This window comes from Streptomyces sp. NPDC028711, assembly GCF_055565415.1.
Genome location: NZ_JBVHUJ010000011.1, coordinates 113,904 through 128,323 on the forward strand (window position 1 = coordinate 113,904; position 14,420 = coordinate 128,323).

A 14,420-nucleotide genomic window follows, 5' to 3' on the forward strand; every position below is an offset into this window, starting at 1 on the left:
GGGATCGAGCGTACGCGGGCGGGACGGGGAGGCACCGGTCCGGGCTCGGGGGACCGCTTGGTCGCCCGAACGTCAGGTGCGCGGCGAAGGCCGAATCGGTGGTCGGTGGCCGGCTTCGAGTGGCTCACGTCCGGTGCGCGGGTCCGCACACCGTACGATTCCCCACGTTGTCATCTACACCGCCCGAAGGAGATTCCCCATGGCCCAGGTCACGCTGAAGGGCAACCCGGTACAGGTCAACGGCAGCCTGCCCGCCCCCGGAAGCCAGGCTCCTCACTTCACGCTCGTCGCCGAGGGCCTCGCGGACACGTCGCTGAAGGACTACGCCGGTCTGCGCAAGGTGCTCAACATCTTCCCGAGCATCGACACCCCGACGTGCGCGTCCTCCGTCCGCGCGTTCAACAAGAAGGCCGGCGAGGTGGAGAACACGGTGGTGCTGTGCATCTCCGCCGACCTGCCCTTCGCCCAGGCGCGTTTCTGCGGTGCCGAGGGCCTGGAGAACGTGAAGAACCTCTCGACGCTCCGCGGCCGCGAGTTCCACACCAACTACGGCGTGGAGATCGCGGACGGCCCGCTGGCCGGCCTCACCGCCCGCGCCGTCATCGTCCTCGACGAGAACGACAAGGTGCTGCACACCGAGCTCGTGAACGAGATCGGTGACGAGCCCAGCTACGACGCCGCGCTGGCCGTCCTGAAGTAGCCGAAGGACCCGACAGGGTCACGACGCACCCGAGGAGCCCCTCCACCACCACGGTGGAGGGGCTCCTCGCGTGCCGCGGCACCTGGGCCGGTATCGGAGTCGGCGGCTCCGTAACCCGTGGCCCGTGTCAGGAACCGATCTCCGGCGTTGGCACTCATGATCCATGGGCACCGGGGGCCAGGCCCGGCCGGTCCTCCCGAGCCCCGCGGCGCACCGTCTGCCGTGTGCCGCGCCGACCGATCCGGAAGAAGTCGAGGAATCACCGTGCCCCTGTCGCACCGACGCCTGGCCGTGAGCGCCACCCTGATCGCCGCGCTCGCCGCGGGCGTCGTCCCCGCCACCAGCGCGTTCGCCGCCCCCAGCACCCCCGTCTCCCCCACCGCCGCGGGCACGCCCGCCGTCCCGGCTCCCGACATGGACGGCGTCGTCGCCGCGCTCGACTCCGCCATGGCCAACGGCGCGCCGGGGGCCATGGCCCGGTTCACCGGCCCCGACGGGGTCAGGAGCCGGACCGCCGGCGTCCAGGACCGTGCCTCCGGGACGCCCATGGACATCCACGCACGCTTCCGGATCGGCAGCGTCAGCAAGACGTTCTCCACGGTCGTGCTCCTGCAGCTGGTGGAGGAGGGCCGTCTTGAGCTGGACGCGCCGGTGAACACCTACCTGCCCGGCCTGCTCCCCGACGACCGCATCACGGTCCGTCATCTGCTGACGCACCGCAGCGGTCTCGCGGACTACACGAACGCGATGTTCGCGAACACCGTGCCGGGGTTCGAGGCCGTACGGAACCGGGTGTTCAGCTACCAGGAGCTCGTCGACCTCTCCCTGAGCGAGCCGCGGACCACCGAGCCCGGCGTGTCCTACAAGTACTCGAACGCCAACTTCGTGGTCGTCGGCATGCTCATCCAGAAGGCCACCGGCAAGACCGTGGCGGACGCGTACGAGCGCCGCATCTTCACGCCGCTGAAGCTGCGCAAGACCTCGTACGTGCACCCCGACACCCGGATCAGGGGCACGCACGTCCGCGGCTACCTGCACCCCGACGAGGCCGGCGGCGCGCTCGTGGACTCCACCGAGCAGACGGTCTCCTGGGCGCAGTCCGCCGGCGCCGTCATCTCAAGCCCCGGCGACCTGAACACCTTCACCAGCGCCCTGATGCGCGGCCGGCTGCTGTCCCCGGCGATGATGGAGGCCATGACGACGGTCACGCCGACCGACGCCACCAACACCCGGTTCTACGGCCTCGGCCTGCGCCGCTACGACCTGTCGTGCGGTACGCGGGTGTACGGGCACACCGGCACCGTGCAGGGCTTCTACACGTACGCGTTCTCGACGCGGGACGGCCGGCGCAGCCTCTCCGCCCTGGCGAACACCTCGAACCACGGCGCGGCCAACACCGCGCTCGGCGGAACCCTTGAGGCCGCGTTCTGTGGCAAGAAGCCCGCGGCCCCGGCGTCCGCGCGCACCGCCGCCCCGTCCACGGCCCGTGACCTGACGTCGCTGCCGGCGGAGCGTGACCTGCCCGAGCGGCACTGAGCGGTCCCCTGAGGGGGTCGCTCCTCAGATGGCTCAGGCCTCGTACTCGGTGAGGTCGATCGCGTAGACGCGCAGGGGGACGCCGAAGGCCGGGTGGTTCGTCTCCCGCTCGGCGGTCATGCCGAGCTTGCCGATGACGTTCTCGGAGGCCTGGTTGCTGATGTGCGTGATGGCGACGACCCGGTCGAGCCCGCGGTCCTGGAGGGCGAACTCCAGGACCGCGTGGGCGGCTTCGGAGGCGTACCCCTGGCCCCAGAAGGGCCGGCCGAGGCGCCAGCCGATCTCCACGTCGGGCATGACCTCGGGCAGGAACTCGGGCACGGACAGTCCGGCGAAGCCGATGAGCTCGCCCGAGGCGATGAGCTCGACGGCGAAGATCCCGAAGCCCTCCTCGTCCCACTCCTCCTCGTACCGCTCGATGTCCTCGGCGGTCTGCTCCAGGTCCCGGACCGAGCCGTCACCGATCCAGCGCATGACCTCCGGGTCGGCGTTGATCTCGGCCAGCGGGACGAGGTCGTCGTCGCTCCAGCGGCGGAGGATGAGACGGGGGGTACGAATTTCGGTCATGTCCCCATCCTGACGTACGCGGCGAGCCCGTCACGCCACGGGCTCCCCGCGCTCCCCCACCGGCCCGCCCCTCCGTCCGTCGATCCGTTCGCGGGTCGGCTACGCGGTCGCGGAGGTGCGGGTGAGGTCGGTGGGGTCGGTGTTGGCGCCGCAGAGGACGACGCAGATCCTCTCGCCCGGTTCGGGGCGATAGCCCCGGTCGGGGTCGCCGGACCGGTCCGGGGGTGTGAGGGCCGCCAGGGCGGTCGCGGCGGCGTGCTCCACGGCGAGGCGCCGGTCGTCCCACAGGGCCTGCCGGGCGCGGACGATCTCGGTGTCGGTCACGAGGACCGTACGGACGTCGCCCTGCCGGGCGGCCTCCAGGGCGGCGGCGGAGACGCGGCGGGCGCCGAGCGAGTCGGCCGCGACGGACTCGACGCCCACGTCGACGGGGTGCCCCGCCCGGAGGGCGGCGTCGAGGGCGCGGCAGTGCTCGGGTTCGACGGCGACGGTCCGGATGCCGTGGTGCCGGGCGGCGGTGGCGACTCCGGCGAAGAGGCCGCCTCCGCCGACCGCGACGACGACGGTGTCGAGGTCCGGGATCCTCTCGTGGATCTCGTCGAGCAGGGTGCCGGCCCCGGCGGCGATCAGCGGATGGTCGTAGGCGTGGGAGGCGAGCGCGCCGGTCTCGGCGGCGAACGTCTCGCAGGCGGTCAGCGCTTCGGCGTACTCCGTGCCGACGAGACGGACGTCGGCGCCGTGGCCGCGGAGCTTGTCGACCTTCACCCTGGGGGCGGTGGTCGGCAGGAAGACCGTGGCGCGGACTCCCTGCCGGAGGGCGGCCCAGGCGCAGGCGAGGCCGGCGTTGCCGCCAGAGGCGATCGTGACGCCCGCGGCGGGGAGGGTGCCCTCCTCCCCGTGGGCGAGGAGGAAGTTCCGCGCGCCCCGGGCCTTGAAGGAGCCGGTGTGCTGCATCAGTTCCAGGGCGAGATGGAGCTCGTACGGCCCGGTGCCCGGGTCGGCACGGGTGACCGTGACGGGGCGGACGTGGCCCGCGATCCGGTCGGCTGCCGTCGTGACGTCGGCGTACGTGAGGCTGTGCACCTGAGGCTCCTGGAGGGATGGGTGACGGGGGGGGGAGAACGGTCGGCGCCCGTGGTTCACCGGGGCCGGCCGCCCGGGCTCGCGTCAGCTGCCGTGGGGTCCTGGACGCGGGGCCGGGACGTCCGCGAGGGCGTGGGCCAGCGCCGTGGCGAATCCGTCCGCGTTGTCCAGCATCAGGTTGTGTCCCGCGCGGGGGATCTCTGTCACCGGGACGCCGAAGCCGGGCATCTTCTCCGCGTCGGGGTCCGGCAGGCTGAGCTCTCCGACCAGGAAGGTCCGGGGCAGGGTGAGCGCGGCGAGGAGCTCGCCCGGTGCGGGCACGCTCCCCTCGACGAGCGCGATCGCGCTGCGGTGGACGGCCACCGGGTCGGCGAGCCGCAGCCGGGCCGCGTAGTCGGCGCGGTCGACGGTGGCCAGCATCCGGGCGAACCCCTCCGCCACGAACGTGTCCTCGTCCTGTGCGGCGACGGGGGAGCTGAAGACGCCTCCGCCCGCGTCCAGGTTCGGCTCGGCCACCACGAGCCGGGCGACGAGCTCCGGGCGCGCCGCGGCCAGATGGATGGTCACCGCGCCGCCCATGGAGTGCCCGACGAGGTCGACGCCCGTGAGTCCGAGGTGGTCGAGGAGAGCGGCCACCGCCGCCGCCTGGGACTCCATGCGGTAGTCGAAGTCCGCGGGCCGGTCGCTCAGTCCGTGGCCGAGGAGGTCCACGAGCAGCGCTCGGCCACCTCCGAGGGCGGGATGGGCCGCGATGTGGGCGAAGTCGGAGGCCGCCGTGCAGCCGAGGCCGTGGACGAAGACCCGCACGGGCCCGTCTCCGGGCAGGTCGATCCACCGGATGTACGCCTGCTGCTCCGTCAGGAACAACTCCCGCATGCCGCCCACTCTCCCCTGGTTCACCGCTCACGTGCCGTCACGAGCCACCCTACGAGTCGGCACTGACAACGCACGGGTCAGGATGCTCCCGCCCCGGCCGATCCGTCGGATAGCGTCGGAGGGACGCAGCAGGCAGCCGGTGACGCCGGACTTCCCGAAAGGACACTCATGCCCCTCGAAGGCGAGTACGAGCCCAGCCCGACGACGTGGGTGCGCGACCAGGTCGAGCTGTACGAGTCGTCCGGCGGCACCAAGGGCACGACGATGCGCGGGATGCCCGTCGTCCTGGTGACGAACGTCGGTGTGAAGAGCGGCAAGCTCCGCAAGACCCCGCTCATGCGGGTCGAGCACGAGGGGGCCTACGCGCTCGTCGCGTCGAACGGCGGGGCCGTCGAGCACCCCGTCTGGTACCACAACCTCGTCGCCTCGCCGCTCGTGGAGCTCCGTGACGGCCCGCAGGTATGGGACATGAAGGCCCGTCTGGTCACCGGCGAGGAACGCCGGGTGTGGTGGGAGCGGTCCGTCGCGGCGTTCCCCGACTACGCCGACTACCAGCGCAAGACCGACCGCGAGATCCCGGTCTTCGTCGTCGAGCGGGTCGAGTAGGTTCTCGGACACCCCTCCCCAGGACACCCCCTCGGCGCAACCCCCGGGCGTCACGCGCGCGCGGGGCTCGGTTCCGTCCCGGCGAGCCGGCGCCTCGTCAGGGCCACTCCCAGCAGGACGACCGCCATGCCCGCCACCACGCGTGCCGTCAGCGGCTCGTCGAGGCGAGCGTCCCGGGCCGTGCCTCGACGCGGTGATGGAGGCCTGCGCGGCGGCCGGGTTCACCCCGGACATCGGGGTGGAGTGCGAGGAGTACGCCACCGCGCAGGGCTTCGTCGCGGCCGGTCTCGGCGTCAGTCTGATCCCGTTGACGGCCTTGGGCAGCCGCCACCCGAACGTGACCGTCCGCAAGATCCGCGGTCCGGAGCCGGTCCGTTCCATCCACGCGGCGGTACGCGAGTCCTCGCTCGCCCTGCCCGCCGTGCGCGGTCTGCTCACGGCACTCCAGGAGGTCGGAGCGAGGGCGGCCCGGTGAGCTCACCCTCTACAGCCCGGGCGGCCGCCTTCCGGTCGCCGCCCGGTGGCATGACGGGCGGCCGTCAGCGGCCGGCGTGCGCGGCGCGGTGGATCGTGGCGTCGAGGAGGGCGAGGGCGTCGGCGGCGGTACGGCCGGGAGCCCGGTTCCAGGGACCGATCAGGTCCCGCCACCCCCGTGACCGGAGTTCGGCCATGATCCACGCGGCCGCCTCGTTCATCGTCGTCGCGCTGCCGTAGCCGAGTCGGTGGGCGGCGAGGAGGGCGCCGCAGACGCACCGGGCCCCGCGGACGTCGCGCAGCTTGTACGGGGCGTTCTGCCAGCCCCACTCCGTCAGGACGAGGCGCGCGTAGCCGAGGTGGACCGAGGGGCGCAGCTCCGGCTGGCCGACGCGGCGCCAGGCGTGGAGCCGGTCGGGCAGTACGGCTCCGAGCCGGCCCGGAAGGCGGCGCTCGGCCGGCAGGGGCGGCGGAAGGGCGTCGAGCGCGTCGGCGACGAGCCGGTCCACCGGCACGGAGAGCAGGGCTCTCCATCTCTCGGCGTCCGGCGGGGCGTCGGGCGCGGGGGCGGGCGCGGGCGCGGACGGAGGGGCGGCGGTCCAGTCCGTGACGATCCGCTGCCAGGCGGCGCTCTCGTAGAGCGCGGCGGCCTCACGGTCGAGGGTGTCGGGGGTGAGCAGGGTGGCGGAGGGCGACATCCGGGCGGCTCCTCGGTCGGGGTCACTCCATCGTTCAGGACGAATGTCGGCTTTGCGATGTATGCCCTTGAGTGCACCCCTACCGACGGGCACTTTCCAACACACTCTCCCATTAAGAGAATTAAGGCCCATATACGGACATTGAACGCCTGGTGACGCGACTCACTTTCCCCGGCACTCCCCCGCGTCCCGAGCCGGCGCATGCCGCGCCGCACAAGGAAGTTCGGGGGGCCGGAGAAACGGTCGATCTTGAATTCGATGAATTCCGTGATCCTTTCACCGTTCAGACCCGTCCACTCCTCTTGTTCTCTCCGGCATCACTGGCCTACGGTCACCTCCATTCGAGCGGATCGCCGAATCCTGCCACCGCTCGAAATACCTCCCTTTCACCCGACGGCAGGAGCGGGGGACCCACGAATACGCCGGCCCGGAATCCGGAACGGCTCGGGGTGAAGCCGCGTGCGCGCGGCCGGACATCTCCAGTCCGAACCCGACAGCTCACCCCGAAGGCGCCGGAGAGGAAATCCGTCATGCCTGCACACGGTAAGCACCGCCGCCCCCGACGCCACTCCGTCTCGCGTGGAATCGCGCTGGTCGGAACGGGTGGGGCCGCCCTCGCCCTGCCGCTCATCGCCCCCGCCGCAGCCGGCGCCGCGACCGTCTCCGGAGCCCCGGAGGTCGCCGCCCGGCCCCTCGCCGCCCCCGCCGCGGTGGCCCCGGCCAAGGCTCCCGCCGCCCCGGCCGCCGCCCGGACCTACACCGTCGTCAGCGGCGACTCGCTTTCCCTGATCGCCCAGAAGAAGGGAATTCAGGGCGGCTGGAAGAGCCTTTACAAGGCCAACAAGAGCACGGTGGGTGACGACCCATCACTTATTCACCCGGGCCTTGAACTGACGCTCGGTCGGAATTCCGCGAAGGCCACCCCCGCGCAGCCGAAGAAGACCGGTTCGGCCGAACGGGCGAGCCGCTCCGAGCGCCGTGCGGCCGCCCCGGCCGTCGCCAAGGGCACCGGAGCCTCCGCCGCGCAGGCAGCTCCCGCCGCCGCTCCGGTCAAGGCCGCCCCGGCCGCCGCCACCCAGTACGCGAACAACCTCGACGGCTGGATCCGGGAGTCGCTGGACATCATGGCCCAGCACGGCATCCCCGGTTCCTACGACGGGATCCTCCGCAACGTCATGCGCGAGTCGTCCGGCAACCCCCAGGCCATCAACCTCTGGGACTCCAACGCGGTGAAGGGCACCCCCTCGAAGGGGCTCCTCCAGGTGATCCAGCCGACCTTCGACACCTACCACGTGCCGGGCACGTCCACGGATCTCTTCGACCCGGTCGCCAACATCACCGCCGCCTGCAACTACGCGGCCGCCCGTTACGGCTCCATCGACAACGTCAACGGTCCGTACTAGTCACGGAAGTGCCGGGTGAACCAGGAGGAGGCGAGCTCCGCGACCTCCTCCAGGGCACCCGGTTCCTCGAAGAGATGAGTGGCGCCCTCCACGACGGCCAGCCGGTTCTCGCAGCGCAGCCGGGAACCGGCCCGCCGGTTGAGGTCGAGGACCAGCGCGTCGTCGCCGCCCACGATCAGCAGCGTCGGGGCCCTCACCTGCGCCAGGCGGTCGCCCGCGAGGTCGGGCCTGCCACCTCGTGAGACGACGGCGGTCACGGGGGACTCGGGGTCGCCCGCCGCCCACAGCGCGGCGGCGGCTCCCGTACTCGCGCCGAAGTAGCCGAGCGGCAGGCCGCCGCCCTCGGGCCGTCCGGCGAGCCAGTGCGTGGCGCCGTCGAGCCGGCCGGCGAGCAGCGGTGTGTCGAAGACGCGGGCCCTGTCCCCCGCCTCGGCCTCGGTGAGCAGGTCGAAGAGGAGCGTTCCGAGGCCCGCCCGGTTGAGCGCCGCCGCGACCGCCCGGTTACGGGGACTGTGCCGGCTGCTGCCGCTGCCGTGGGCGAACAGGACGATGCCCGCGGCCCCCTCGGGCACCGCCAGCCGTCCCGTGAGCGTGGCTCCGGCGGCGGGGATCCGTACGTCCGCGTCGTGGACGACCGGGCCGTGCGTGGCGCGGTTCCGGTCCAGGCAGGCGATGACCTCGGAGTCCGAGGTCTGCGAGAAGTCCTGGTAGAACTGCCCGATCGCGAAGAAGGGCTCCGGCGTGCGGACGCTCACCGTCTCGTCCGCCTCGCCGCCGAGACGAGCCGTCCAGTCCGGCGGTGCGACCGGTACGGCGAGCACGATCCGGGCGGCGCCCCGCGCGCGTACCACCCGGCAGGCCGCCAGAGCCGTGGCGCCGGTGGCGAGGCCGTCGTCGACGACAAGGACCGTCCGGCCCTCGACGGGTACGGACGGCCTGCTGCCCCGGTAGCGTCGGGCCCGCTGATCGAGCTCGGCGAGCTCGCGCTTCTCGACAGCGGCGAGATCGCGCTCGTCCGCGCCGGTCGCCCGCAGCACCCGCTCGTTGACCACCCGTACCCCGCCCTCGCCGAGCGCGCCCATCGCGAGCTCCGGCTGGCGGGGCAGTCCCAGTTTCCGTACGAGGCAGATGTCGAGCGGGGCGTCGAGGGCGTCGGCGACCTCCGCGGCGACCGGCACGCCGCCGCGCGGCAGACCGAGCACCACGACGTCATGGTCCTTGAACCGGGCGAGTCTGGTGGCGAGCTGCCGGCCCGCGTTGATCCGGTCGCTGAAGTACATGACCGCCGCCCTTCCGCCTCCGCGGCTCCGCGCGCGGGAGGAGCGGGGTGCCCGTCCCCTGCCCGTATCTCCAGGGTAGACGCGTCCGCGGGAGGTCTCCTCAGCCAACCACCCCAGCGGCCGCGAGGAAGGCCTCGATGGCCTCGGCGAGGGCCCCGGGGGTCTCCTCGGGCGCGTAGTGGCCGGCGTCCTTGAGGACTTCGAGGCGGGCGTTCGGGTACCAGCGCAGCCAGGTGGCCTCCATCGCCTCGGTGCCGAGCGCGGGGTCGTGGGCGCCGACGACGAGCAGGACGGGCGTGGGGTTGTCGCGGACGCGCTCGTGGAAGTCGGTCCGGGACCAGGAGTCCAGGTAGGCACGGAAGGCCGTCGCGGAGGAGCGCCGGACGGAGCGCTCGACGAGGGTGCTCAGCCAGGCGTCGTCGTACCGGCCGCCGGTGGTGTTGTCGATGATCGCGCGCCGGTTCGCCGGTTCCTCCGCGGCTCCGGCGAAGAGCTCCCAGGTCTCGCCGTCGAGGGGGAAACCGGCCGCCGAGACGGGCGAGATGCCGACGATCGAGCGGACGCGGTCGGGGGCGTCGAGGAGCATCAGCTGGGCCGCCTTGCCGCCCATCGAGTGGCCGATGACGGAGAAGGAGTCCCAGCCGAGGTCGTCGGCGACCGCGAGGGCGTCGGCCGCGACCTCCTCCATCGTGTACGCGCCCGCGCGGTCGAGGGCCTCGCCGTAGCCCCGGCAGTCGACGAACGCGTAGGAGCCCTCGGTGTCGTCGAGATGGGCGCGCAGCGGGGCGAAGCTGGTCCGGTCGCCGAACCAGTTGTGCAGCACGAGGGCCCGCCGGGGGCCGTCGCCCTGTACGTCGTACGGAAGAACGCGGTCCGTCATCGTGCCCCCTGGTCGCGAGGTGGTGGTGCGCCGCGCGCCTGCGGCGCGGTCGACGACCGAGTGTGACGGCGCGGGCGCGAGCGGTCAACACCTCGGGACAGGGCCGGAGGGCGCCCCGTCGGGATGCACGGCGTTTCGGGTGGGGGGCATGCTGTCTGTGTGACCTCGCACGGCACGTCCGGCCCCGGCCCGGCTGGCGGAACCGGGCGTCCGTCCGGGAACGGAGCTGCCGACGGGCCTGCTTCCGGCGCGCTGACCTGGGCTCTCGCCGAGGCGGCGCTGCGGACCGTCGAGGAGGTCGGCGGCTACGCGGGCGGGGTGTACCTGCGCTCCGGGACGACGGGGCTGCTGAAGCTCGCGGTCCTGGTGGGCCTGCCCGGGCCCCTCTTCCGCCCCTGGTGGCGGATGCATGAGAACCGGCCGTTCCCCGTGGCGGAAGTACACCGTTCGGGCCAGTCCGTCCACCTCGCCGACGTCGAGGAGGCGATGCGGCGGTTCCCCCAGCTGGTGGCGAGCCTGCCGTTCCCCTTCGCCTCGCTGTACGCCCCGGTCGTCGCCGCCCGTGAGCGGTTCGGGGTCCTGGTGGCGCTGCGGGCGCCGACCCCCGGGGTGCCGGTGGACGCGCGGGACCGGGGCCGGATGACACGGGGAGCGCTCCGCCTCGGTGAGGCCCTGGCCGGCCTGACCCGCCGGGGGACGGTGGTCGAGTGGCCGGGCGACCCGGTGTGCGTGCAGCTGTCCACGGCGGGCGCGCCTCCGGTCCGGTTCGGTTCCTTCGACTGGGACCTGCGGACGGGCACGGTCACGATGGACGCCGGGCTCCTGGAGATCCTGGGCGCGGAGGTGACCTCGCCCTGCTCGATCGAGTCGCTGACGTCGCTCCTGGAGCCGGAGGACGGGTACGCGCTGTGGGCGGCCGCCCGGCAGGCGACGGGGACGGACGGACGGCCCGCGGTGCGCAGGTTCCGCCTGAAGGGCCCCGACGGCGGACTGCACCTGCTTGAGGTCTCCACGCGGGCGCGTACGAGCGCGCCGGGGGCGGCGAGAGCGAACCCCGGGCCGGACGAAGCCGGTGAGGGAAGCGAGGCCGCCGACACGAGCGCGGCCCGTGAGGGGAGCCAGGCCGGTGAGACGAGCGCGGCCCGTGAGGCGAGCGAGGCCGGCGGTGACGGGGACGGCGTCGGGGGCCCCGGAGCCGTGCGGCTCCTGTGCACCCTCGTCGACCTCGGCACCGGGCTGATCGGCTCGGACGCCACGGACCGGCTGCCCCGGGCCATCCTGGCGATCGACCGCCTGGGACGCGTCACCTACGTCAACGAGCGCACCGAGCGGCTGCTCGGCCGTCCCCGGGCGGCTCTGGCGGGGCGGACGCTGTGGGAGGCGCTCCCCTGGTTCGGCCTCCCGTTCCACGAGGAGCAGCTGCGCGCCGCCCTGGTCGGCGGTGAGCCGGTGCGCTTCGTGGCCCGTCCGGCGCCCGGCCGGTGGCTGTCGGTCTCGCTGCACCCGGGGCGGGACGGGGTGACGATGGTGCTCGTCCCCGAGGAGGACCCGGCGCGGCTCGGGCCGGGAACCGGCGGCGGGAAGGGCGCGGAGGACACGCTCTCCCTGCCCGGTGACCGGGTGACGACCCCGTACCGGCCGGTCGCCCTGGCGATCGCGCTCTCCGAGGCCGTGACGGCGCGCCAGGTGTCGGCGGTGGTGACGGAGGAGCTGCTCCCCGCGTTCGGCGGGCGCCAGCTGGCCATCTACCTGCTGAGCGACCGGCGTCTCTACCTGGCCTGGGAGACGGGTTTCCCGCCGGGGTTCCTCGAATCCTTCGACGGTGTGGCCCTGGACGCCCGGTTGCCCGGGGTGGAGACGCTGACGACGGGCAGGCCGCTGTTCTTCGAGTCCATGGAACAGCTGGGCCGTACGTATCCCGGGCTCCCGCTGGACGCGCACTCGGGGGCGCGGGCGTTCCTGCCGCTGATCGCCTCGGGCCGGCCGGTGGGCTCCTGCATCCTGGGCTTCGACCGGCCGCGCGGGTTCAGCGCGGAGGAGCGGACCGTCCTCACGGCGCTCGCGGGACTCATCGCGCAGGCCTTGGAGCGGGCGCAGAGGTACGACTCGGAGTCGGCCGTCGCGCGGGGCCTCCAGGACGCGCTGCTGCCGCACCGGCTGCCGGTGCGCGAGGGTGTGGACACGGTGGGCCGCTATCTGCCGGGCACGCAGGGCATGGACGTCGGCGGCGACTGGTACGACGTGATCGAGGCGGAACAGGGGCACCTGGCGCTTGTGATCGGGGACGTGCAGGGGCACGGGGTGGCGGCAGCGGCCACGATGGGGCAACTGCGCAGCGCCGTACGGGCCTTCGCCCTGGCCGGTCACCGTCCGCAGGACGTGATGCGCGGGACCAACCGGCTGCTCATCGACCTGGATCCCGGGCAGTTCGCGAGCTGTTGCTACGTACTCCTCGATCCGGACACGGGTGAGATGCGGGCGGTGCGGGCCGGGCATCCGCAGCCGCTGCTGCTGCGGCCGGACGGGACGGCGGAGCCGGTGGAGCTGGCGGGCGGGGTGGTCCTCGGGGTCGACGACCGCGCGTCGTATCCGGTGACGCGGCTGCGGCTGGCTCCCGGTGCGGTGCTGGCGCTCTTCACGGACGGTCTGGTGGAGCGGCCGGGCCGGGACATCGACGAGGGGATCGAGCGGCTGCGCCGGGCTCTGGCCGCCGCCTGTTCGCTGCCGCTCGCGGAGGCGGCCGACCGGGTGATCCGGGAGGCCCGGCAGGCCACGGCCCGCCCGGACGACATCGCCCTGCTGCTCGCGGCGCGGTGGCCCGAGCACGGCTGAGGGTCACCCGGTCGGGCCCGTGGCGCTGGTCGGCGGCCGTGTGCCCGGGGAGGCTGGAGGTGCCCGTGCCGATCAGGCCGGGCGAGTCGGGCCCTAGGAGGACACGTGCAGCAGGACAAGCAGCCCGAGTACGGCCCGGTGGTCTTCCGTGACCGCTCGGCCGGGTACGCCTTTCTGACCCGGTCCACGGCGACCAGCGACCGGACCATCGAGTGGGACGACGGCCGGACGTACCCCGTGATCGACGTCGAGATCTCCTCCGAGAGCCACCCGTTCTACACGGGCAAGGCGCGGACGGTGGACTCCGAGGGGCGGATCGCGAAGTTCGAGCGGCGTTTCGGCGAGACGGGCTGAACCTCCGGGGGGTCGGCCGCTCTTCTCGGGCCTGCTCGTGCATCCGGCGTCCCGCCCATGAAACTGGCCGGAGGATGGCCAGTTCACCTTCCAGGATGAGGTCACGAAGACGGCGGAGCGCTCGCGCTCCGCCGAGGACTCCCTGGAGGGGAACTGCTGTGATCGTGGTGACCGGAGCGACCGGAAACGTCGGGCGACCGCTGGTGGAGCTGCTTGCCGCGGCCGGTGGGAAGGTGACGGCGGTGAGCCGCCGGCCGGCGGGCGGGCTGCCCGCGGGGGTGACGCACCGGCAGGGTGACCTGGCCGATGTGGCCGGCCTCAAGGGGCTGTTCGAGGGGGCGGAGGCGGTGTACCTGCTCGTCGCGGGTCTCGGGGACGAGCTGAGTCCTCGGGAGATCGTGGCGGCGGCGGTGGCCGCCGGTGTGCGGCGGATCGTGTTCCAGTCCTCGCAGCTGGTGGGGACGCGGAGCGACTCGGTCTCGCACGAGATCCTGCGCGCGTTCGAGACGGCGGTGCGGGAGTCGGGGCTCGACTGGACGGTCCTGCGGCCCGGCGGATTCGCGTCGAACGCCTTCCTCTGGGCCGAACAGGTGCGTTCGGCCCGTACGGTGGCGGCCCCGTTCGCGGATGTGGCGCTGCCGGTGGTGGACCCCGAGGACATCGCGGCGGTGGCGGCGGAGGCGCTGCGGGACCCTGCGCACACGGGACGGACGTACGTCCTGACGGGCCCGGTGGCGGTGTCGCCGCGCGACCAGGTCGAGGCCCTCGCGGGCGTGGTGGGCGGCCCGGTCGGGTTCGTGGCGCTGAGCGCGAGTGAGGCCAGGGCCCGGCTGGTGCGGTTCCTGCCGGAGGAGGCCGTCGACGGGATGCTGTCCGTGATGGGCGCGCCCCGTGCGGAGGAGCAGCGGGTGAGCCCGGACGTGGAGCGGGTCCTGGGCCGTGCACCGCGCCCGTTCTCGGCGTGGGCGGAGCGCAACGCGCCGGCCTTCGTCTGAGGACGGCACCGACGGCCGGCCGTGTGGTTCTGTCGAGGGCCGACGGGCGGGGCGGGGCGCACGTCACGCGGACGGCGTTCCCCGCCCCGGGCCGGGGTGGTCGAGGGAGGGCGCCGGGCGCCCTCCGCTCAGCTCG

Annotated in this window: 14 protein-coding genes and 1 riboswitch; of the genes, 8 read left to right on the top strand and 6 right to left on the bottom strand. The window is 73.4% G+C overall.

Features of this window, described 5'->3' with window-relative positions; all coding sequences use genetic code 11:
* Positions 1-199 precede the first annotated feature (199 nt).
* Positions 200-700: a thiol peroxidase gene (tpx, locus tag ACZ4VK_RS29120; protein WP_468358309.1), complete on the top strand. Its 501-nt coding sequence runs from the start codon at positions 200-202 to the stop codon at positions 698-700.
* 264 nt (positions 701-964) lie between these two features.
* Complete coding sequence (locus ACZ4VK_RS29125) at positions 965-2,236, top strand: serine hydrolase domain-containing protein (protein ID WP_468358312.1); 1,272 nt, start codon at positions 965-967, stop codon at positions 2,234-2,236.
* A 33-nt stretch (positions 2,237-2,269) separates the two neighbouring features.
* On the opposite strand, the gene ACZ4VK_RS29130 is transcribed toward ACZ4VK_RS29125, so the two are convergent.
* The 3 genes from ACZ4VK_RS29130 to ACZ4VK_RS29140 form a co-directional block, all read right to left on the bottom strand.
* Positions 2,270-2,803, bottom strand: a complete 534-nt coding sequence (locus ACZ4VK_RS29130; RefSeq protein ID WP_468358315.1) for a GNAT family N-acetyltransferase — start codon at positions 2,801-2,803, stop codon at positions 2,270-2,272.
* A gap of 99 nt (positions 2,804-2,902) precedes the next feature.
* Positions 2,903-3,886: a threonine/serine dehydratase gene (locus tag ACZ4VK_RS29135; RefSeq protein WP_468358318.1), complete on the bottom strand. Its 984-nt coding sequence runs from the start codon at positions 3,884-3,886 to the stop codon at positions 2,903-2,905.
* Between the two features lie 84 nt (positions 3,887-3,970).
* Positions 3,971-4,762: an alpha/beta fold hydrolase gene (locus tag ACZ4VK_RS29140; RefSeq protein WP_468358321.1), complete on the bottom strand. Its 792-nt coding sequence runs from the start codon at positions 4,760-4,762 to the stop codon at positions 3,971-3,973.
* A 168-nt stretch (positions 4,763-4,930) separates the two neighbouring features.
* Here ACZ4VK_RS29140 and ACZ4VK_RS29145 point away from each other — a divergent pair, with 168 nt between their 5' ends.
* Positions 4,931-5,368 (top strand): nitroreductase family deazaflavin-dependent oxidoreductase, encoded by a 438-nt coding sequence (locus ACZ4VK_RS29145; protein WP_468358324.1) that lies wholly within the window; start codon positions 4,931-4,933, stop codon positions 5,366-5,368.
* 196 nt (positions 5,369-5,564) lie between these two features.
* Positions 5,565-5,843: a LysR substrate-binding domain-containing protein gene (locus ACZ4VK_RS29150; protein WP_468358818.1), complete on the top strand. Its 279-nt coding sequence runs from the start codon at positions 5,565-5,567 to the stop codon at positions 5,841-5,843.
* A gap of 64 nt (positions 5,844-5,907) precedes the next feature.
* Here ACZ4VK_RS29150 and ACZ4VK_RS29155 read toward each other — a convergent pair whose 3' ends face one another.
* Complete coding sequence (locus ACZ4VK_RS29155; RefSeq protein ID WP_468358327.1) at positions 5,908-6,540, bottom strand: DUF6197 family protein; 633 nt, start codon at positions 6,538-6,540, stop codon at positions 5,908-5,910.
* A gap of 341 nt (positions 6,541-6,881) precedes the next feature.
* A riboswitch (cyclic di-AMP (ydaO/yuaA leader) is annotated at positions 6,882-7,067 on the top strand.
* 3 nt (positions 7,068-7,070) lie between these two features.
* Between ACZ4VK_RS29155 and ACZ4VK_RS29160 the strand changes: the two genes are divergently transcribed.
* A complete protein-coding gene (locus ACZ4VK_RS29160) occupies positions 7,071-7,943 on the top strand; it encodes a transglycosylase SLT domain-containing protein (RefSeq protein ID WP_468358330.1) in 873 nt (290 codons plus the stop codon).
* Here the strand turns inward: ACZ4VK_RS29160 and ACZ4VK_RS29165 are convergent.
* Entirely contained in the window at positions 7,940-9,223 is a 1,284-nt protein-coding gene (locus ACZ4VK_RS29165; protein WP_468358333.1) for a phosphoribosyltransferase family protein, read from the bottom strand. The two genes, ACZ4VK_RS29160 and ACZ4VK_RS29165, sit on opposite strands and share 4 nt — an antisense overlap.
* A 100-nt stretch (positions 9,224-9,323) precedes the next feature.
* Positions 9,324-10,103: an alpha/beta fold hydrolase gene (locus tag ACZ4VK_RS29170; protein WP_468358336.1), complete on the bottom strand. Its 780-nt coding sequence runs from the start codon at positions 10,101-10,103 to the stop codon at positions 9,324-9,326.
* A gap of 159 nt (positions 10,104-10,262) precedes the next feature.
* Between ACZ4VK_RS29170 and ACZ4VK_RS29175 the strand changes: the two genes are divergently transcribed.
* The 3 genes from ACZ4VK_RS29175 (at position 10,263) to ACZ4VK_RS29185 (ending at position 14,284) form a co-directional block, all read left to right on the top strand.
* The gene (locus tag ACZ4VK_RS29175) at positions 10,263-12,935 is read left to right on the top strand and encodes a SpoIIE family protein phosphatase (RefSeq protein WP_468358339.1); all 2,673 of its coding nucleotides are present in this window, start codon (positions 10,263-10,265) and stop codon (positions 12,933-12,935) included.
* Between the two features lie 105 nt (positions 12,936-13,040).
* Positions 13,041-13,289 carry a type B 50S ribosomal protein L31 gene (locus ACZ4VK_RS29180; RefSeq protein WP_468358342.1) on the top strand — a complete coding sequence of 83 codons (249 nt, stop codon included), beginning with the start codon at positions 13,041-13,043 and terminating at the stop codon, positions 13,287-13,289.
* Positions 13,290-13,447: 158 nt separating this feature from the next.
* A complete protein-coding gene (locus ACZ4VK_RS29185; protein ID WP_468358345.1) occupies positions 13,448-14,284 on the top strand; it encodes an SDR family oxidoreductase in 837 nt (278 codons plus the stop codon).
* Positions 14,285-14,420 lie beyond the last annotated feature (136 nt).